We start from the raw sequence: 20,118 nt of genomic DNA on the forward strand, positions 1-20,118 counted from the left end.
CGCTTCCTTTTTTTTGTTGCTTAAATGTGTTGTTAGTGCGACCTGTGTAAAGCTGTGCAATCTTAGTTTTCATACTCTTTATAGTTAGTTAGTTTATTTAGCAGTTGATGCAGGCTGTGGTACTTAGAACTAACGCTGTGTGATTTTGGTCACAAATTTTAGCTGTGAATTTTTATATTGTGCGCGGCAGTTTTTAAAGAGGGTTGTTATTGTGTTTCGTGCTGTCATAGGTGTTTTATTAGTGAGTCTGTTAAGTGGTTGTGCAACAAAAGAGTTTGAACTTTACCACAGGATTAATGAAGCTTATGACTTTGAAGTAACCCATTGTGACAGCTTCGCTATGGTGACAGGAGTTGGGCGAGGCGATAATGCACTCGCTGATGCAAGATTGAGCGCAATTAAGCAAGGCGAAGAGCTTAAAGGCACTCATATCGTATGGTTGCAATCAGACTTGGGCGAGCCAACCAAAGTCGTTGCTGTGATTTACAAATGTTTAATCTAGCAAAGGAGGGATGAAGGTCACTGCTTAGCGAGAAAACGTAACCAGTTTATCTCTTCCTGCCAGATCTCTGGGCGTATTGTTTCTAAAATAAGTGGGATCCCTTTAACCACATCGAGCTTCATTAAGCTGGCAAAAGCCTCTTGACCGATCTCCCCCTGTCCCAAGGATTCATGACGGTCTACTCTACTGTTGAGTGCCGTTTTACTGTCGTTTAAATGCATGGCTTTCAGGTATCGATTCCCCACTACCTTATCGAAAAGCTCAAAGGTTTGTTTGCAAGCAGCATGGGTGCGAATATCGTAACCTGCGGCAAACAGATGACAAGTATCAATACAGACCCCCACTCGAGACTTATCTTCCACACCATCGATGATCTGCGCTAATTGTTCGAAAGAGTGGCCTAGGTTTGAGCCTTGCCCTGCAGTATTTTCGATGACAGCAGTGACACCTGATGAGCGCTCTAAGGCTAAGTTAATTGATTGACTAATTTTTGCTAAGCATTCATCGATTGAGATCTGTCTTAGGTGACTACCTGGATGAAAGTTTAATAAGCTAAGGCCTATCTGTTCGCAGCGGTGCATTTCGTCGTAAAAAGCCTGACGAGATTTTTCTAGCAGCTTATTTTCAGGGTGACCTAAATTAATTAAGTAACTATCGTGAGGTAAAATAGATTCAAGGCTGATATTGGCATCAAGACAATGCTGTTTGAAAAGTAATATTTGTTTTTCTTCTAGATCATTAGCCTGCCAGCGACGCTGGTTTTTGGTAAACAGAGCAAAAGCGTTTGCGCCAATCGCAGCGGCATTAAGTGGAGCATTTGCGATACCGCCGGCCGCGCTAACATGGGCGCCAATAAGGTGAGAAGCTTGCATCTAAACTTGTCCTACTATCGATGTTCTATTTTCCAATATTATGCCACGGCATAGAAAAACCGGTTGAGTTTATAGAGGTATTATTTATTTTCAGTTAATTATCGAGCTATAACGTTATGTTAATTAATCTAAAATTAGTTGATCTTCATCATAAACTCGATAGCAGTCCACTTGTTATATTGGGTGTTCTTTATACGATTTACTAATATTAGTGGTAGTGGGTGGAATTAGGATGGAGATGACTATGCTAGCGAGGCTCATGCGCGATCATAAACATATTGCTATTTTACTTAAGGTTCTAAAGGACAAATACACTAAGCTGGCGGATGGCGAAGCGATAAACTACAACCTAGTGCGAGATATCGTGGAGTATATGCAAAGCTATGCTGAGCATAGCCATCATCCATTGGAAGAGGTCATTTCAGAGTTTTACTGGAATAAGCTAGGCCGGGCACATATCAATGAAAAGCTCACTTCAGAACATCAGAAGTTAGGTGAAGCATCGGCGTCTTTGATGGCGACATTAAACCTGATTTTAAATGATATTGTGGTATCAAAACAGCAGTTAGTTACTGATTTAGAAAATTATGTGCGTTTACAGCAAGCGCATATGGAGTTTGAGGAATCGACAGTGTTTCCAAAGTGGAGGGAGGTTATTACCAATGAAGACTGGCACGTGGTTGCGGCTATGTGTGATGCTCGTTTGATTGATGACCCTTTGTTTAGTGATAACGATAAGGCGCTGTTTGAAGAACTTAGAGAGTACTTAATCGCGGCGGAATAGCTAGGTTCAACTCAGAAACTGAATTAAGAACTAAATCAGCGGTTAAATCAGAAACTATATCTCAAAATAAAAGAGCGCGTTAAGCGCTCTTTTATTTGGTGTTACATCAGGAGGGTGTCTAGCTCGCCACTGAAATTATTATCCATTTCTTGAAGTTCTTTAAGTAAACGGTGCTTTTCCTTTAGAGCTTCAATTTCACGCCACTTCCGCTTTTTATTGGAGCTTCTTGAGCGACTTGGCTTTTCAACTACACTATCCAGTTCTAGCGCACTACCATAATCGAGTCGATTCATGGCAACCTCCTGTTGTTTATTTTGTCTTCAAATTAATAGCATGATTTTTGTTCATGTTGCAACTTAAATGTTTCAAAAATGTTAAATCAGGATGAACTTTTAATGTTTTAGTATTCGTTGAGAGAAGATTAATATGGGCTTATCTGTAACCAATATGGAATGCTCAGCTGGAAAAAACAAAAAAGCCAGTCGAAACTGGCTTTTTTAATGCGCGTATGACTCTAGATATTTCCTTGCCTAAACAAGTTAATTAAGCCATTACTCGACGTATCGAGTTCATCGGCATCTTTATTTGCGCAGAGGCGTTCGAGAACATCATTTCCTAGCTGCTTACCAAGCTCTACGCCCCACTGATCAAATGAGTTAATTTGCCAAATAGCACCTTGAACAAATGTTCTGTGCTCATATAGCGCAATTAACGCACCTAAAGTTGCAGGAGTAAGCTTATCCATTAAGATGGTATTGCTTGGCTTATTGCCTGGCATCACCTTATGTTTAGCGATAAGTTGCTTTTGCTCATCACTAAGGCCGCTAGTGTTTAACTCTGTCAATGCTTCTTCATATGTTCGACCTTGCATCAATGCCTGGGTTTGACCAAAGCAATTTGAAGCAAGTTGTACATGATGTTCACCCACAGGGTTATGGCTGTTGAGTGGCATAATGAAGTCGGCAGGAATTAGCGCGGTTCCTTGATGTAATAGCTGGTGGTATGCGTGCTGACCATTTGTCCCTTCGCCGCCCCAAATTACAGGTCCAGTGCTGTAATCAACATCGGTACCATTTAGGGTGACGGACTTACCATTACTTTCCATATCTAGCTGCTGGAAGTAGGCTGGCAGGCCTCGTAGGTAATGATCATACGTTAACACTACATGAGACTGAGCATTGAAAAAGTTACCGTACCATAGCGAGAACAAGCCCATAATGACGGGCATGTTATTTTCTAATGGCGTGTTGGCAAAATGTTCATCCATCTCGTGAGCACCGGCTAATAACTCGCGAAAGTTGTCTATGCCGATGAGGAGTGCGATAGGTAATCCAATTGCAGACCAAAGTGAATAACGGCCTCCAACCCAGTCCCACATAGGGAAGATATTATTGACATCGATGCCAAACTCGGTTGCTTTAGCGACATTTGAGCTAACAGCGACAAAGTGCTTAGCGACATCAGATTGTGATGCTCCTTGCTCTAAAAACCACGCTTTGGCTGTAAGTGTATTGGTTAATGTTTCCTGGGTACCAAAAGACTTTGAAGACATCACAAACAATGTGGTTTGCGGATTTAAGCCTTTTAGCTTTTCGGTGATAGACGTGCCATCAACGTTTGCAACAAAGTGGCAATTGAGCTTATTCGTCCAGTAAGGACGTAGTGCTTGGGACACGATTTTAGGCCCCAAGAAAGAACCGCCAATACCGATACTGACAACGTCAGTAATCGTTTTTCCAGTGTAACCTTTCCAATTCCCCGACGTTACAGAGTCAACGAACTCACCCATTTTTGCCAATGTTTGCTGTACTTCGGCGACAATATTACAGCCATCGACATTAATGACTTTGTCAGCAGGAGCGCGTAGAGCGGTATGAAGCACTGCTCTTTGCTCTGTATTGTTGATGATTTCGCCTGCAAACATCGCCTTAATTTTTGATTCAAGCTGCGTGTCTTTGGCCAGCTTAAACAAAATAGACATCGTCTCTTTTGAGGCGCGGTTCTTAGAGTAATCTAGAAACAATCCACAGGCCTGAGTCGACATGTCATTAAAACGCTGAGGTTCAGTGCTAAATAGCTCGCGCATATGGGAAAGCGTTTTACTGTGCTTTTCTAACGCTTGCCATGCGGCTTGTTGAGTGAGTTCAGTCATCTTTTGGTCCTATAGGGTTAAGACGAAAGTTTATCTTTAAGCATGACTTCAAGTTTACCTTGGTCGATAGCGAAGTTGCGAATACCTTCAGCAAGTTTTTCAACTGCCATTGCATCTTCGTTAAATTCCCAACGGAACTGTGCTTCAGTCATTTCAGCTTCTGGTGCAACAACGTCAGTCGCAGGAAGTAACTTTTGTACAATTGGTGTCGTACTGTTTTGTAATTCTTCCAGTAGTGCAGGACCAATGGTTAATCTGTCACAACCTGCGAGTTCAATGATTTCCCCCGTGTTTCTGAAGCTTGCGCCCATCACGACGGTGTTAAAACCATGACGCTTATAGTAGTTATAAATACTTGTAACTGACACTACACCAGGATCGTCAGTTGCGCTGTATTCAAGACCTGTGTCTTTTTTATACCAATCTAGAATACGGCCTACGAACGGAGAAATCAGGTAAGCACCAGCTTCTGCACATGCACGTGCTTGAGCAAAGCTAAACAGCAGCGTTAGGTTACAGTTAATGCCTTCTTGCTCAAGTTGTTTCGCGGCGCAAATACCTTCCCATGTTGATGCCAACTTAATAAGGATACGAGATTTGTCGATACCGGCAGCTTGGTAAAGGTTAATAAGCTTATGTGCTTTAGTGATTGATGCTTCTTTATCAAATGATAGGCGGGCATCAACTTCAGTAGAAATACGACCTGGAACAATTTTTAAGATCTCAAGACCGATATTAACCGCAAGCTTATCTCCAGCATCTTCAATCTGCTGCGCTAAATCGTCACTTTGGCTTTTTGCCCATTCGATAGCGTTTTCGATTAATGCACTGTACTCAGGGATTTCAGATGCTTTTAAAATAAGAGAGGGGTTGGTCGTTGCATCTTCTGGCTGGTAGCGTTTTATGGCTTCAATATCGCCAGTATCGGCAACAATGGTAGTGAAAGGTTTAAGTTGTTCTAATGTGTTGGCCATGTGTATCACATCCTTACTCTAGGAACTGCATCGATTGGACAATTAATTTAGCAGCTATTAAAAGCCATTTTAATGAACATTCCAACTATATATGAAAAAAAATTACACAAAAGTTGCAAAAAATCATTTGAAGCGTGTTTTTTGGTAATCTAAGTACAAAATTCTGCTAAAAATTGTTGTTGGGTAAAAGTTTAATCAAGAAGTATAGCGTTTTTATGAAGGCATAAAATTAAAAAGGCTCACGGTTGTGATAACCGTGAGCCTTTACTATCGAGTGTTGACTTTATTTAAGCACTGGAGTGACAGCTATATCTGTAACATGTGCTTCGATACGACGGTTTGCAGCGTTAGCTTCTGCAGAATTGCCTTCCATTAACGGCCTTGTTATACCGTAACCTTTAGTTGAAACTCTGCCCGGTTCAATACCGTATTCGTTAATAAGAACCTCTGCAACCCCGATTGCACGGCGTTCAGAAAGATCCATATTGTAGTCCGCTTTACCAGTATTAGAGGCGTAACCTGAAATCGTCACCGTAGAGTTAGGGTGCTGTTTCATATACGTAGCTAACTCAGTCATAGCACCATATGAAGACTTCTCTACTTTATCGGAGTTATTCGCAAACTTAGCTCCAATATCAAGCTGCGTCTCTACTTCTAGGTAGATAGGACAACCGTTCTCATCAACCTTATAGTCAAATGGCGTATTTGGACACTGATCCATATCGTCGTTGACACCATCATTGTCTGAGTCTAGTACTGGAACAACAGGCTTAGCTTTACTACCAAAGCGATAGCTTAGCTCAAGACCCCAGTAGTTGCTTTCCATCTCTAGGGTTTTCCATTTATCTTCGTCTAGATTTTCATAACGACGATACTTAGCTTGGACCTTAAGATTGTCTGTAATGTTATAACCAATACCTGCGCCAACGTATGGAGCAACACCGCTGTCACTGTAGTATTCACTACCGTAGTTTTTGTTGTTTGAAATAAGGTAGTTGAAAGCACCTGCTTCAGCAGATAAGCTCCAATCACCCGCAAATGGCCAAAATGCCACTAGGCCAAGGTTCATACCTTTAGCGCCAACGTCATTGAGTTTATTTGAGTAGTCGACCCATTCAGCACGGCCTAAGTCACGATAACCAAGCTCTGCACCGAAGTAGTCGTTAAATAGGTAACCTGCGAATACGTCCCATGCATAGGGGTCATCTTTACCACAAGACTTCATGGTTTTTTGATCGCAATTAGGTTCGTAATTGTTGATGCCGACACCGCCACCTACGTACCAGGGGCTCATGCCGTCAGCTGCGCTAGCAGCAAAAGGTAACATCGAAGTAAGCAGAACTGCTTTTAGTGTATTGTTCATCATTCAAAATCCTTATGTTTTATTTATAAAACTCCTCCGTCTGCTTAAAATCATTGTAAGCAGCGCTAGCGCTTATCACGGAGTTCCTTTATGTTTTAGCTAGCTGACACTATTATCTGTTGCAAATGTAATATTTTCCACTTTAATTGTGAAAAATAATAGTTAACTAAGGTTAAAAAAAGGGCGCCTTCATAAAAGACGCCCTTTAATTTGGGTCTATTTAGTGTTTGAAACTAAATTGATTAACGTGTCCAAACCCAGTTTTCAATGCTCTCAGGGTCAACACCGTTGGCCTTGATGTAATTTCTATGGTCGACTAGGCGCTGCAGCATGTCAGTCGTAATCGCAACATGTTGTGTCTCATCTATAACGCTTTGTTGGAATAGCTTGTAAGCCATATCAATAACCAAATGGTAACGAGAGGTACCGTTACGAACACCCATATCAAATGGAGTGGTTGTTGAACCTTCTTCCTCGTAACCTTTGATTCTAAAGCGAGCGCTACCTTTATAGTCAAATACAAGTTTCTTAATCGTGTTTGGATAACCGTGGTAGTTGAACACAACGCCTTTGTCAGCGGTAAATACTTCATCCATCAACCAAGGCTTGCCTTGGAACTCTAAACTTCCTAGGCCACTGCTTGTTAGCTCTGTCACACTTACAAAGCGGATACGAACTCTTGGGAGAAGCTCACGAATAAGCACAAGTGCTGCCATGGCTTCTTGAGTCACGTAGTCACCACAGCCAACAAGAACAACATCTGGATTTTCATCCGATGCAAAATCCCAAACCATTACGCCATCTTTGGCTTGTTGACGAGCTTCATCAAGTGTTAGCCATTGTGGTAGATCTTTCTTGCCCGCCACTAAGATGTTGAGCTTGTCACGATCGGCATAAGCACGTTCTGTATAAACTAAGGTGCTGTTACCATCAGCGGGTAGATATGCTGAAATGATCTTCGGATGTTTTTCAAGCATCGCACCTAAGAAAGAGGGGTTTTGATGTGAGTAACCGTTGTGATCTTGGCGTTCAAGTAACGAAGACAGTACTACGTTACAAGCTGGAACGGGCTTACGGAAATGTACGCCTTGGCTTGCGTAAACATATTTACAGTATTGGTCGGCCATTGAAGAGACAACTTGTGAGAATGCCTCATAAGTTGGGAACATGGCATGACGGCCTGTAACCGTGTAGCCGTGTAGCATACCGAATAATAGATTTTCTGAAAGCAGCTCGATGACTCGACCATCACGAGACATATCTTCATCCCAGCTTTCAATTGGCCACTGCCATGCACGGCTAGTTTCTTCAAATACTGCTTGTAACTGATTTGAATAGGTTTCATCTGGGCAGAAAATACGTAAGTTACGCTGATCGCGGTTAAGCTTAAATGCATCACGCATCCACTCACCCATTTTATACATAGATAAGCCACGATGTCCTCGAGGTGTTTCAGGGCCATAGGCAAGCTTGTTAAGATCGGGTTTTGCGAGTGCCCGAACCACTTCGCCACCATAACTTAAATGTTGGCGACCACAAGTCAGTTCTTTAGGTGGTAGAAGGGACTGAATATCTGCGTCGAAGATCAGCTCACCTTTGTCATTAATGCTATAAAGCTCATCAAATTTGTAGCTTGCAAGCCAAGTATTGAGTGCATCTAGCTGACCTTTGTCGCTAGCACACTTGTTGACGATAACTTGGTGTGACTCGCAGTTACCTTCTAGTTTCTTACCATTATACTCTGCAGTTCCCGTCCAACCCTTGGCTGTACGCATTAAGATCACTGGCCAGCGTGGCTTAACGATATCTTCACCTGCGCGTGCGCGGGTTTGGATGTCGTTAATCATTTCGTATGACTTATCCATGGCGGCAGTCATCTGCAGGTAAACGTCTTCTTCTAATTGGTCATCAACAATAATTGGATGGTAGCCTAGACCTCTAAATTCAAGGTCAAGTTCTTCATGGCTCATACGGCCCATACGAGTTGGACCTGAAATCTTATAACCGTTGATATGAACAATCGGCAGTACCGCACCGTTATTTTTTGGAGAAACTAAGCGGTTCGCATACCAAGAGGCTGCTAGTGGACCCGTTTCAGACTCGCCGTCACCGATAAGGCAGGCTGCAATCAGGTCTGGATTGTCTAAAACGGCGCCCCAGGCAACTGAAAGTGAATAACCTAATTCACCACCTTCAAGAATTTGACCAGGCGCTTCTGGGTTTGCATGGGAAGGGTAACCATAAGCAGCAGAGAATTTCTGACAAATATCGGTGATCCCGTCTTCATTATATGGAATGGTATCGGGGTAGAAGTGGCTTAATGAGCCTTCCATAAATAAGTTTGCTTGAACAGCAGGAAAACCGTGGCCAGGACCTACTAAGTAAACGAATGAGCGATTGTGCTTGGTGATAAGTCTGTTAACGTTAGCGTAGACAAAATTGATACCAGGGCATGTTCCCCAGTGACCAAGTAGCCTTGGCTTGATATCCGTGTGTTCAAGTGCGCGTTTATGCAGCACGTTTTTCTTTAAGTAAATTTGTGATGTCGCTAAAAAGTTAGTTGCTCTAACAAATTTCTTAAGTGCGACAATTTCTTGCTGATGTGCCATAAATAACCCCATTTACGTAATCATAAAGTTAAACAAATTTCATATAACTCACTATATTTGTAATTTTATTACAAAAACGTGTGCTATCTCTGATTTATTGAAAGAATTTTGTACAATTAAATGTAGCTAACTTGCGTGTAACTGTTGTGTTAATTTGGTTAAGTTTGGTGGGGGTGTTTTGGGGTGAGTGTGATGTAGATGTCGGCTAAATGAGAAACTGTGATCTATATCGCTCGGGGTTGAAGCAATGCTATGCTATTTTGCTGCGCGGAATACAGCAGGCGTGATGTAATTTTTTCACGTTTAAGACAATTTTAAAATAAAATCTGCTGTTATTTAAATACTTTAAGAAGGATAAACACAGGACAAACCTAATCTAGTGTTCGACTCGCTAGATTATGCTTGTCATGGGGATTGAATTATATGATAGAAACAACGATTAATTTTCTCAATGCGCTGCTTTGGGGAAAGTTATTAGTATACGGTCTGGTTGGCGCCGGACTGTATTTTACGATTCGACTGACATTTATTCAGATCACTCACTTTAAGCATTCTGGTGAAATTATGCTTAAGAGTCGACAGGGTGAGAGTAAAGGTGGCCTTTCATCTTTTCAGGTATTTTGTACTAGCATGGCGGCTCGCGTTGGCGCGGGTAACATGGCGGGAGTTGCTGTCGCCATCGGTGCGGCGGGCCCGGGTGCCGTTTTCTGGATGTGGCTTATCGCTGTCTTAGGCATGGCTACGGCAATGGTCGAATCGACCTTGGCACAGGTTTACAAGGTACGCGACGAAGATGGTCAGTATCGTGGCGGGCCAGCTTATTACATGGAAAAGGGCCTTGGTCAGCGTTGGATGGGGATCTTATTCTCTATCTTCCTAATTATCGCATTTGGCCTAGTATTTAACGCTGTTCAAGCCAATACGATTACTGGTGCGATGACACAGGTCTTCGGCCTAGATCCTACTTATGTCGGTATCGGCATTGTGATTGTTAGCGCGTTCGTCATTATGGGCGGTTTACGTAAAGTCGCTAAAGTGTCGGAGATCATCGTTCCGGTGATGGCGGTTGCGTATATATTGATCGCTTTTGTCGTTGTAGCAATGAACATCGAAAAACTACCTGACGTATTCATGTTGGTGATCAAGAGTGCATTTGGTTTGCAAGAAGTGGTAGCTGGTGGTGTGGCATACACCATAGCGCAAGCGATGCAAGCGGGTATTGCGCGTGGCCTGTTTTCTAACGAAGCGGGTATGGGTAGTGCTGCAAACGTTGCGGCAAGTGCTTCACCTAATCCAAACCATCCAGCATCACAGGGCTTTGTGCAGATGATGGGCGTGTTTGTTGATACGATTGTTATCTGTACTGCGACGGCTGCGATTATTTTACTTGCGGGCGACGTTGGGGCAAATAGTGATGGCATCAAGCTTACAATCGATGCGCTTACAATGCATGTTGGCCCATGGGGCGGCGGATTTGTAGCATTAGCGATTTTGTTATTCTGTTTTACCTCTATTATTGCCAACTACTCTTACGCTGAAACCAACGTGATGTACTTATCGGGTAACAGTAAGAAGGCGTTACCGGTATTTAGAGTTTGTGTTTTAGGTATGGTGATGTTCGGTGCCGTAGCAAAAATTGGCCTAGTTTGGAACCTGGCCGATGTGTCTATGGGCTTAATGGCCACGGTTAACATCATTGCATTGTTGCTATTGTCTGGCGTGGCTATCCGCGTTATTAACGATTACCGCCAACAATTAAAGAGCGGCAAAACGCCAACATTTGATGCAAGCAAATTCCCTGAGTTATCTAACTTGGAAGGGGACATTTGGACCAGTAAAACGGTAGCTGAAGAGATTAAGTCACAAGAAGTTGCCGATGCAAATCGTGCTTAATCTATAAGCTTTATCAGCACAATCTAAAAAACCACGCCGTTAAAGCGTGGTTTTTTTGTTTTTGATCAGTATGATTGTGTCAGTTTAAGAATATCTCTTTATAGGAATTAGCGATGCTGATTTTAATTTCTCCTGCAAAAACGTTGGACTTTGACAATCCACCAGGCAGCGAAAGCTATTCAATGCCGACGTTACTCGATCAAAGTGAGCAGCTTATCGAGGTGTGCCGTACGCTTACTCCTACAGATATCGCGACTTTGATGAAGGTAAGCGATAAAATAGCTGGGTTAAACGTAGCAAGGTTCGACAGTTGGCAAAAAGATTTCACCCCGAACAATGCTAAGCAAGCCGTATTTGCTTTTCGTGGTGATGTGTATACCGGTCTTGATGCCGATACTCTGCCTGAGGCCAGCTTACAAAAAGCGCAAAAGCAGCTGAGGATCTTATCGGGCTTATATGGGTTGCTTAAGCCTTTAGATTTGATGCAAGCATACCGATTAGAGATGGGGACTCGACTTGCCAATGATAGAGGAGCCAATCTTTATCAGTTCTGGGGCGATATCATTACCGATGAAATCAACCAGACTACACAGGCACAAGGCGAAGAGTTTATTATTAACTTAGCGTCGAACGAGTATTTTAAAGCGGTTAAACCTAAGAAACTTACTGCGAACCTGATAACGCCTGTCTTTAAAGATTGCAAGAATGGCCAGTACAAGGTCATCAGTTTCTTTGCCAAAAAGGCCAGAGGCATGATGGTCCGATATATTCTGGATAATAATATCGACTCGTTAGAAGCACTCACTCAATTTGATACAGCGGGTTATTACTACAGTGAGAAAGACTCGAGCGTTAACGAGCCAGTATTTTTACGCGAAGAGCAATAACGAACCTGCTATTTGAAGCGTAATTTGCAAAAAAGCGGCCATCGGCTGCTTTTTTGTTTAGACGTCGATCTTGAAACTGAGAGTTCTATTATTTTGCCACTATCGGACGTAGCTCTATTGTCGACTGTGCCATTAAATAAGCAAACTGAGCATAAGCAGCCACATTTTGTTGCAGCGCCGCGGGATCAATTTTGTCTAACGTATCGTTAGGCGTGTGGTGATAATCGAAGTAGTCGCTACCATCCTGCCTAAGGGATGCTACAGGTACACCTTTAGATGGCAGCATGGATACATCTGGGCCACCTGAAGCGGTGTTACTGCCCATAACGACCCCATTAGCCGTCATTGGCTGACTTAGCTTAATAAGTTCTTCATATCCTTGCTCACTGGCTCTAAAGTCAATTTGATAGATACGACCCGCACCAAAGTCAGATTCCGCGGCAATATAATGCCTGTCAAGTTCAGCTTCATGGGCTTGAGCATAAGCTTTTCCACCGACAAGCCCTAGTTCTTCAGCGGCGTACAGTACAACCCGAATTGTGCGAGCGGGTTTTACGCTAAGGTCTTGGATCAGTTTTCCTGCAGCGGTTACAATTGCAACACCAGCGCCGTCATCGATAGCGCCAGTGCCTTCATCCCAAGAATCTAAATGCGCGCCAATGAGCACGATTTCATCAGGCTTGGTTGAACCCGTTACTTCTGCTATTACATTGTATGAAGTCGCAACGCCGTGATTCTCAGAGGAAAGCTGCAGTTTCACACTGACCGTTTTATCTCGTTTTAGCATAGCGTTGATTAGATCAGCATCTGGGTTTGACATCGCTGCAGCAGGTATTTTATCCACCCCGTCTTTATAGCGCATCATGCCTGTATGAGCCATGCGGTCATGATCGGTGCCGATTGAGCGGATGATAATCGCGACGGCGCCTTTTTCTGCCGCAGCAACTGCTCCTCTTGAGCGTCCGCCAACACTTTTACCGTAACCTTTACCCGTTTTATGACGCTCTGTGACGTGATCAATAAAGACTATCTTGCCTTGTACATCGGCAATATTGGCTTGCTTTAGAGCATGTAAACTATCAAAGCGGATAATATTCGCTTCTATGCCAGCTTTAGGCGTTGCTATGCTGCCACCTAAGGCTGTTATGACTAGAGGTTGAGGAAATGGCGCTGTGATAGCAGCTTTTGCGCTGCCGCGAGACCATACAGGGACTTGCACCGCTTCTTTATATACATTGTCGAATCCGAGTGAGGCTAATTTTGTTTCGGCCCATTGCACTGCAATAAGATCTTGCTCACTACCTGCTAACCGAGGGCCGACTTCAACCGTTAAAGATTCAACCAGCTCGTAAGCAAGATTAGAGCTAAGCGCTTTTTGTTGTAACGCTGCTGTTACTGCATTGTCTTTATTGTCAGTTGTGATGTGTTGACAGCCAATCAAGGCAAGAAAAACTAACCCAGAGAGTAAGTTGGTGTAGATGCTTTTCATGAGTTTCCTTTGTTTTTATTATGTATGTCCCATTTTTTAAAACAATCTAGCAAAAAGTGTGCTTTATGTCCCGACTATATCTGTAAGGCAACGCTATATTAGGGCGTCGGTTTGTTTTAGGAGAAATAGCTCGTAATGAATATAGAATTAATGCAGCAACGAGCAGACCATGCCGTTGTATTGTTGAAAGCATTGGCTAACGAACGTCGTCTGTTTATCTTGTGTTATCTTCTTAATGAAGGCGAGATGTGCGTTGGTGAAATGAACAAAAAGTTGGGATTAAGCCAATCGGCTTTGTCTCAACATTTAGCTTGGTTACGTAAAGATAATTTGGTTGAAACACGCAAAGAAGCTCAAACGGTTTATTATTCGTTAAAGAGTGAAGAAGTTGCAGAGATCATTAAATTACTGAATAACATCTATTGTGAAAGCTTAAAGACAGTTGCTTAGTCAAACTAAGACCAGTTGTTAGCAAAATTTGCTATGGCTGGTTTTATAGGCTTTGCAGAAGCGATGTAATGGATGACTGATAGAGAGGCTTGCCTCTCTATTTTTTTGCTTGAATTTTGATGATGCGAGTTGTGTACATAAATTACAGGCATAAAAAAACCGGCCGAGGCCGGTTTTTAATTTGCTTTAAAACTAAAAATTAAGCAGCAAGTGCTTTAATTTTAGCATTTAAGCGTGACTTATAACGAGCAGCCTTATTCTTGTGAATAAGACCTTTAGTCGCCATACGGTCAACAATTGGTTGTGCTTTAGCGAAAGCAGCAGTAGCTGTCGCGTGATCACCTGCATTGATTGCAGCAATTACTTTTTTAACGAAAGTACGTAACATTGAGCTACGGCTAGCGTTGTGTTGGCGACGCTTTTCAGACTGAAGCGCGCGCTTCTTTGCAGACTTGCTATTAGCCAAGGTGCAACTCCTAAAACTGGGTTTGGTATTTTTAAGGTCGAGGAATATGCCTTATTTTTGTCACTTTGTCAATGACAATGATTGAATCAATCTGATTAACTCAAAATAATCCAACCAGCTTGGCTATCTTCAACCTAACTCGTGTAATATGTGGCGCAATTCTAGCAGGTATTGCTATGAGACAATAGAGCTAATACTGATTTTTACGTGATATTAGCAAAAGTAATTTAGCTCTGTAGTAGGGGTGGGAGACGTTTTGAGCAAAAAGTTAGTAAAGTCAGGCCTGATTGTGAGTGCCATGACGTTGATTTCCCGTGTTTTAGGTTTAGTTCGAGACGTGGTTATCGCGAACCTCATGGGAGCGGGAAGTAGTGCGGATGTGTTTTTTTTCGCCAACAAGATCCCCAATTTTTTAAGACGCTTGTTTGCCGAAGGTGCTTTTGCGCAAGCATTTGTGCCTGTATTAACGGAGTATCAAGAAAAAAATAGCAGTGAAGAGGTTAAAGATCTCATTTCAAAGGTTGCCGGAACCTTAGGTGTACTTGTTAGCATTGTGACATTAGTCGGCGTGATTGCTTCACCTATCTTGGCGGCTCTATTTGGCGGCGGTTGGTTTTTAGCTTGGCTCAATGACGAACCTAATGGGGCAAAGTTTGAACTCGCTTCGTTAATGCTAAAGATTACTTTCCCTTATTTATGGTTTATCACCTTTACTGCGTTAGCTGGCTCGATATTAAATACTCGCGGCCGTTTTGCGGTGTCAGCGTTTACACCGGTATTTTTAAATATTGCCATTATCGCTGCGGCTATTTTCCTTGCACCAAATATGCAGCAGCCTGAAATTGGCTTGGCATGTGGTGTGTTTTTGGGTGGCTTAATCCAGTTCTTGTTTCAAATCCCTTTCCTGATGAAAGAGAAAGCGTTGGTGAAACCGAGCTGGGGGTGGAGTCACCCTGGCGTGACCAAAATACGCACTTTGATGATCCCGGCACTTTTTGGAGTCTCGGTGTCACAGATTAACTTATTGCTTGATACCTTTATTGCCAGCTTCTTGATGACTGGTTCGATTAGCTGGCTTTATTACTCCGATAGACTATTGGAGTTTCCTTTAGGATTATTTGGCATTGCGATCGCGACAGTTATTTTGCCTGCTTTATCTAAAAGACATGTTAATGCGGAAAGTGCTGAGTTTGCCAAAACCATGGATTGGGGAGTAAAAGCGATAATATTACTTGGGTTACCCGCAATGTGTGGTCTTATTTTGCTCGCCAAGCCAATGCTGATGGTGCTATTTATGCGCGGCGCATTTAGCTATGAAGATGTAGAAATGGCGTCATACAGTTTAATGGCATACGGTAGCGGCTTATTAAGCTTTATGTTGATAAAGATTCTTGCACCTGGTTATTACTCAAGACAAGATACCAAGACGCCTGTGCGTTATGGCATTATTGCTATGGTCAGTAACATGGTATTTAACCTGATTTTTGCGATTCCATTTGGTTATGTCGGTTTAGCTATCGCCACCTCTATGTCGGCGCTGCTTAATGCGGGGTTATTGTATCGTGGGCTACATAAGGCTAATGTTTACCGAGTGAATAAGGCGACGCTGGTCTTTTTAGCCAAGTCTGTGCTTGCGGCTGGGGTGATGTTGCTCGTGTTATTCCAATTCGATCCAACAACCGCTCAATGGCTTGATCTATCCTTTATAGAGCGCAGCTATACTTTGGTTAAGTTGATTGTATTTGCAGCAGTCGCTTACTTTATTTGCTTAGTTTGCCTCGGAATTCGCCCTTGGAAGATGAAAGCTGCTGTTTGAGTGCTGATTATAAAGCCTAGCTGGTATATAATCCGCCCATTTACTCTCATGTGTCGTGTAAGATAATGGAATTAATCCGCGGTATTCATAATATTTTGCCGAAACATCGAGGTTGCGTATTAAGCATAGGTAACTTCGATGGTGTTCACCGTGGTCATGCGGAAGTGATTAATCGGCTCGTCAAAAAAGCAGAGCAGTTAGGTCTGCCTGCTGCTGTAATGACGTTTGAACCGCAGCCACGAGAGTTGTTTCAAGGCGAAAATGCGCCAGCTCGCTTAAGTTTGCTGCGAGATAAAATCGTTTTACTCGATGAGTTAAAGATTGATCGTCTGTTATGTGTCAACTTTAACAAAAAGTTTTCAAGCTATAGTGCCGAAGACTTTATCGAGCAACTGTTAGTTAAGGCCTTAGGCGTTAAGTACTTAGTTGTAGGCGACGACTTTTGTTTTGGTAAGCAGCGTAAAGGTAATTTTGAGATGCTGCGTAAGGCCGGAGAGAAGTTTGGTTTTGTGGTGGTGAGCACTCAGAGCTTTATTCTTGGCGACAAGCGTGTGAGTTCGACCGAAATAAGACAGCAGCTTGCAAAAGGTAACTTAGAGCAGGCTCGGCGTTTGTTGGGGCATCCTTTTACATTAAGCGGTAAGGTTGCTCACGGTGAAAAAATAGGGCGAACCATAGGTTTCCCTACCGCTAACATTGCCTTAAAACGTAAAGTGACGCCGGTAAGAGGCGTGTTTGCAGTAAAAGTCTATTGGGATAATAGCGATATATATGAAGGCGTAGCCAACGTTGGTTTTAGACCTACGGTAAATGGTCAAGTCTGTCAGTTAGAAGTCCATTTGTTTGATTTTGATGGTGACCTTTATGGTAAAGCCGTTGAAGTTGAATTAGTGGCAAAGATTAGAGACGAGCAGCCATTTGGATCGTTAGATGCGCTGAAAAAACAAATTAAAGATGATGCCAATAGAGCGAAAGCCCTACTTGGTAGCGATGCAGGCTGAACAGCTTAGCTAACAAAACGGTAAAGGATCAATGAGCGACTATAAATCTACTTTGAATTTGCCGGAAACAGAGTTTCCGATGCGTGGTAATTTGGCTAATCGTGAGCCAGAGATGTTGAAATCTTGGAACGAGAATGGACTGTACCAGCAGATCCGTGAAAGCCGTAAAGATGCTAAACCGTTTATTTTGCATGATGGTCCTCCATATGCGAACGGTGATATTCATATTGGTCACTCAGTAAACAAAATTCTTAAAGATATTATTATTAAGTCAAAGACCATGTCTGGTTTTGACGCGCCTTACGTTCCTGGGTGGGACTGTCATGGTCTACCTATTGAGCTTAAAGTTGAGCAAAAAGTAGGTAAGCCTGGCCACAAGGTCACAGCGGCTGAGTTTCGCCAAAAGTGCCGTGAATATGCTGCTAAGCAGGTTGACGGTCAGCGTGATGATTTTATTCGTTTAGGTGTATTTGCTGATTGGCAAAACCCATACCTAACAATGGATTTCAGCACTGAAGCTAATATCGTGCGCTCACTGTCTAAGGTGATCGATAACGGCCACCTGCATAAAGGCGTTAAGCCAGTACATTGGTGTACAGATTGTGGTTCTGCTTTAGCTGAAGCTGAAGTTGAATATGAAGACAAGATGTCTCCTGCGATCGATGTTGCTTTCATCGCTGTAGATAAGAGCGCTTTACTGGCTAAGTTTGGTTTGACTGATTACGCTCACGATATCTCAATGGTTATCTGGACGACGACGCCATGGACTCTGCCGGCTAACCGCGCGTTAGCAGTAGGCGCTAATGTTGAGTATACCTTAGTTGAGATGGTGAAAGATGGTCAGACTCAAGCATTAGTATTGGCGACTGATTTGTATGAATCATGTGTTGAGCGCTTTGGCGCACAATCACACACTGTACTGGGTACTGTAGCCGGTAGTGATTTAGAGCTACTTCGTTTTAATCACCCATTCTATGATTTTGATGTGCCTGTTATTTTAGGTGATCACGTCACCGTTGATTCAGGTACCGGTATCGTTCATACCGCACCGGGTCATGGTCAAGACGACTTTGTTGTTGGTCAAAAGTACGGTCTAGAAGTGGCTAACCCTGTGGGTGATAACGGCGTTTATAAGCCAGATACTGAAATCTTCGCTGGTTTACATGTATTTAAGGCAAACAAGAACGTTGTTGAATTGCTAGAAGAGAAAGGCGCGCTGCTTAGTCATGTACAAATTAAGCATAGCTACCCGCATTGTTGGAGACATAAAACGCCAATTATCTTCCGCGCTACGCCGCAGTGGTTTATTTCTATGGATCAAAAGGGTCTGCGTACGCAGGCAATCAGTGAAATAGAGCAAACTAAATGGATCCCTGATTGGGGCCAGAGCCGTATCGAGAAGATGGTAGAGAACCGTCCGGACTGGTGTATTTCACGTCAACGTACATGGGGCGTACCAATTACCCTATTCGTACACCGTGAAACAGAAGAGTTACACCCAGATAGTGTGTCTTTGATGGAGCGCGTAGCTGCTCGTATCGAACAACAAGGCATTCAAGCTTGGTGGGATCTCGATGCATCAGAACTCTTAGGTGAAGAAGCAGACCAGTACCGCAAAGTGACTGACACATTAGACGTTTGGTATGATTCAGGTTCAACATTCTCGACTGTTGTTGCTGCACGTCCAGAGTTCCATGGCCATGATATTGACCTTTACCTAGAGGGTAGCGATCAACACCGTGGTTGGTTTATGTCATCACTCATGATCTCGACAGCGATGAATGGCAAAGCGCCGTACAAGCAAGTGCTTACTCACGGTTTCACCGTTGATGGTCAAGGCCGTAAGATGTCTAAGTCTGTTGGTAACGTGATTTCACCGCAGCATGTGACTAATAAGTTAGGCGCAGACATTCTACGTTTGTGGGTTGCAGCGACAGATTACAGTGGCGAAATGACGGTATCTGACCAGATCTTAAACCGTAGCGCTGATGCATACCGTCGTATCCGTAACACGGCTCGATTCCTACTGGCTAACATCAATGGCTTTAACCCAGCAACAGATATGGTTGCAGTTGAAGACATGGTTGCACTTGATCGCTGGGTTGTTCGCCGTGCAGCTGCACTGCAACAAGAGCTACTAGAAGCATACGAACAGTATAACTTCCACTTAGTAACGCAAAAACTAATGCAGTTCTGTTCAGTTGAGCTAGGTAGTTTCTACTTAGATATTATTAAAGACAGACAGTACACAGCAAAAGAAGATAGCAACGCGCGTCGTAGTTGTCAGTCTGCACTGTACCTCATCTCAGAAGCAATGGTGCGCTGGATGGCGCCAATCCTAAGCTTTACTGCTGATGAGATCTGGAAACTGCTGCCTGGTGAGCGCGGTGAATACGTATTTACTGAAACCTGGTATGAAGGCCTTAAGTCAGTGACACTTGAATCTGATTTGAGTGATGAGTACTGGGATCAGTTATTAGCCGTTCGCGCCGAAGTGAACAAGGTTATTGAAAATGCTCGTCGTGAGAAGCAGATCGGTGGTTCATTAGAAGCTGAAGTGACTTTATTTGCCGATGAAGCATTAGCAGCAATCCTTGAAAATCTTGGTGATGAGCTGCGCTTTGTGTTGCTAACGTCTAAGACTGAAGTCGTTGCATTAGCGGCAGCACCAGCTGATGCGATTGAAACAGAGCTTGCTTCACTTAAGCTGAGCTTGAAAAAGTCTGAAGCAGAAAAGTGTGAGCGCTGCTGGCACCATAGAGAAGATGTTGGCACCGTTGCTGAGCATCCAACACTATGTACTCGCTGCGTGACTAACATCGAAGGCGAAGGCGAAGTTCGCCAATTTGCATAAAGGAAC

At 43.2% G+C, this 20,118-nt stretch carries 16 protein-coding genes; 8 read left to right on the plus strand and 8 right to left on the minus strand.

Going from position 1 to position 20,118, the window contains the following annotated elements; genetic code table 11:
• Positions 1–211: 211 nt before the first annotated feature.
• Positions 212–502 (plus strand): hypothetical protein, encoded by a 291-nt coding sequence (locus ACVBIK_RS00480; protein ID WP_447168832.1) that lies wholly within the window; start codon positions 212–214, stop codon positions 500–502.
• A gap of 17 nt (positions 503–519) precedes the next feature.
• Here ACVBIK_RS00480 and nfo read toward each other — a convergent pair whose 3' ends face one another.
• On the minus strand, positions 520–1,374 hold the full coding sequence (gene nfo / locus ACVBIK_RS00485; protein ID WP_447168833.1) for a deoxyribonuclease IV: 855 nt from the start codon (positions 1,372–1,374) through the stop codon (positions 520–522).
• Positions 1,375–1,618: 244 nt separating this feature from the next.
• On the opposite strand from nfo, the gene ACVBIK_RS00490 reads away from it, so the two are divergent.
• Positions 1,619–2,158 (plus strand): hemerythrin domain-containing protein, encoded by a 540-nt coding sequence (locus tag ACVBIK_RS00490; RefSeq protein ID WP_447168834.1) that lies wholly within the window; start codon positions 1,619–1,621, stop codon positions 2,156–2,158.
• A gap of 101 nt (positions 2,159–2,259) precedes the next feature.
• Here the strand turns inward: ACVBIK_RS00490 and ACVBIK_RS00495 are convergent, their stop codons facing one another.
• The 5 genes from ACVBIK_RS00495 to ACVBIK_RS00515 all read right to left on the minus strand — a co-directional run bounded on the left by ACVBIK_RS00495 (position 2,260) and on the right by ACVBIK_RS00515 (position 9,256).
• Complete coding sequence (locus ACVBIK_RS00495) at positions 2,260–2,451, minus strand: DUF3545 family protein (protein ID WP_447160447.1); 192 nt, start codon at positions 2,449–2,451, stop codon at positions 2,260–2,262.
• Between the two features lie 221 nt (positions 2,452–2,672).
• The gene (gene pgi / locus ACVBIK_RS00500; RefSeq protein ID WP_447168835.1) at positions 2,673–4,310 is read right to left on the minus strand and encodes a glucose-6-phosphate isomerase; all 1,638 of its coding nucleotides are present in this window, start codon (positions 4,308–4,310) and stop codon (positions 2,673–2,675) included.
• A 17-nt stretch (positions 4,311–4,327) separates the two neighbouring features.
• The gene (tal, locus tag ACVBIK_RS00505; protein WP_447160449.1) at positions 4,328–5,284 is read right to left on the minus strand and encodes a transaldolase; all 957 of its coding nucleotides are present in this window, start codon (positions 5,282–5,284) and stop codon (positions 4,328–4,330) included.
• Between the two features lie 283 nt (positions 5,285–5,567).
• The gene (locus ACVBIK_RS00510; RefSeq protein ID WP_447160450.1) at positions 5,568–6,650 is read right to left on the minus strand and encodes an OmpA family protein; all 1,083 of its coding nucleotides are present in this window, start codon (positions 6,648–6,650) and stop codon (positions 5,568–5,570) included.
• 239 nt (positions 6,651–6,889) lie between these two features.
• Entirely contained in the window at positions 6,890–9,256 is a 2,367-nt protein-coding gene (locus ACVBIK_RS00515) for a phosphoketolase family protein (RefSeq protein ID WP_447160451.1), read from the minus strand.
• 423 nt (positions 9,257–9,679) lie between these two features.
• Here ACVBIK_RS00515 and ACVBIK_RS00520 point away from each other — a divergent pair, with 423 nt between their 5' ends.
• Both ACVBIK_RS00520 and yaaA read left to right on the plus strand, forming a co-directional pair.
• The gene (locus tag ACVBIK_RS00520) at positions 9,680–11,149 is read left to right on the plus strand and encodes an alanine/glycine:cation symporter family protein (protein ID WP_447160452.1); all 1,470 of its coding nucleotides are present in this window, start codon (positions 9,680–9,682) and stop codon (positions 11,147–11,149) included.
• 113 nt (positions 11,150–11,262) lie between these two features.
• Complete coding sequence (yaaA, locus tag ACVBIK_RS00525; RefSeq protein ID WP_447163711.1) at positions 11,263–12,036, plus strand: peroxide stress protein YaaA; 774 nt, start codon at positions 11,263–11,265, stop codon at positions 12,034–12,036.
• A gap of 88 nt (positions 12,037–12,124) precedes the next feature.
• Here the strand turns inward: yaaA and ACVBIK_RS00530 are convergent, their stop codons facing one another.
• A complete protein-coding gene (locus ACVBIK_RS00530) occupies positions 12,125–13,525 on the minus strand; it encodes a M28 family metallopeptidase (protein ID WP_447168836.1) in 1,401 nt (466 codons plus the stop codon).
• Positions 13,526–13,660: 135 nt separating this feature from the next.
• Here ACVBIK_RS00530 and ACVBIK_RS00535 point away from each other — a divergent pair, with 135 nt between their 5' ends.
• Positions 13,661–13,975, plus strand: a complete 315-nt coding sequence (locus ACVBIK_RS00535; RefSeq protein ID WP_012276241.1) for an ArsR/SmtB family transcription factor — start codon at positions 13,661–13,663, stop codon at positions 13,973–13,975.
• A 199-nt stretch (positions 13,976–14,174) separates the two neighbouring features.
• Here ACVBIK_RS00535 and rpsT read toward each other — a convergent pair whose 3' ends face one another.
• Positions 14,175–14,441, minus strand: coding sequence for a 30S ribosomal protein S20 (rpsT, locus tag ACVBIK_RS00540; RefSeq protein WP_447160455.1), 267 nt, complete (start codon positions 14,439–14,441; stop codon positions 14,175–14,177).
• Between the two features lie 256 nt (positions 14,442–14,697).
• Here rpsT and murJ point away from each other — a divergent pair, with 256 nt between their 5' ends.
• The 3 genes from murJ to ileS all read left to right on the plus strand — a co-directional run bounded on the left by murJ (position 14,698) and on the right by ileS (position 20,112).
• Positions 14,698–16,257: a murein biosynthesis integral membrane protein MurJ gene (gene murJ, locus ACVBIK_RS00545; protein ID WP_447160456.1), complete on the plus strand. Its 1,560-nt coding sequence runs from the start codon at positions 14,698–14,700 to the stop codon at positions 16,255–16,257.
• A gap of 65 nt (positions 16,258–16,322) precedes the next feature.
• Complete coding sequence (gene ribF, locus ACVBIK_RS00550; protein ID WP_447163709.1) at positions 16,323–17,258, plus strand: bifunctional riboflavin kinase/FAD synthetase; 936 nt, start codon at positions 16,323–16,325, stop codon at positions 17,256–17,258.
• A 31-nt stretch (positions 17,259–17,289) separates the two neighbouring features.
• The gene (gene ileS / locus ACVBIK_RS00555) at positions 17,290–20,112 is read left to right on the plus strand and encodes an isoleucine--tRNA ligase (RefSeq protein WP_447163708.1); all 2,823 of its coding nucleotides are present in this window, start codon (positions 17,290–17,292) and stop codon (positions 20,110–20,112) included.
• Positions 20,113–20,118: the final 6 nt, after the last annotated feature.

The organism is Shewanella sp. 125m-1, from assembly GCF_052977065.1.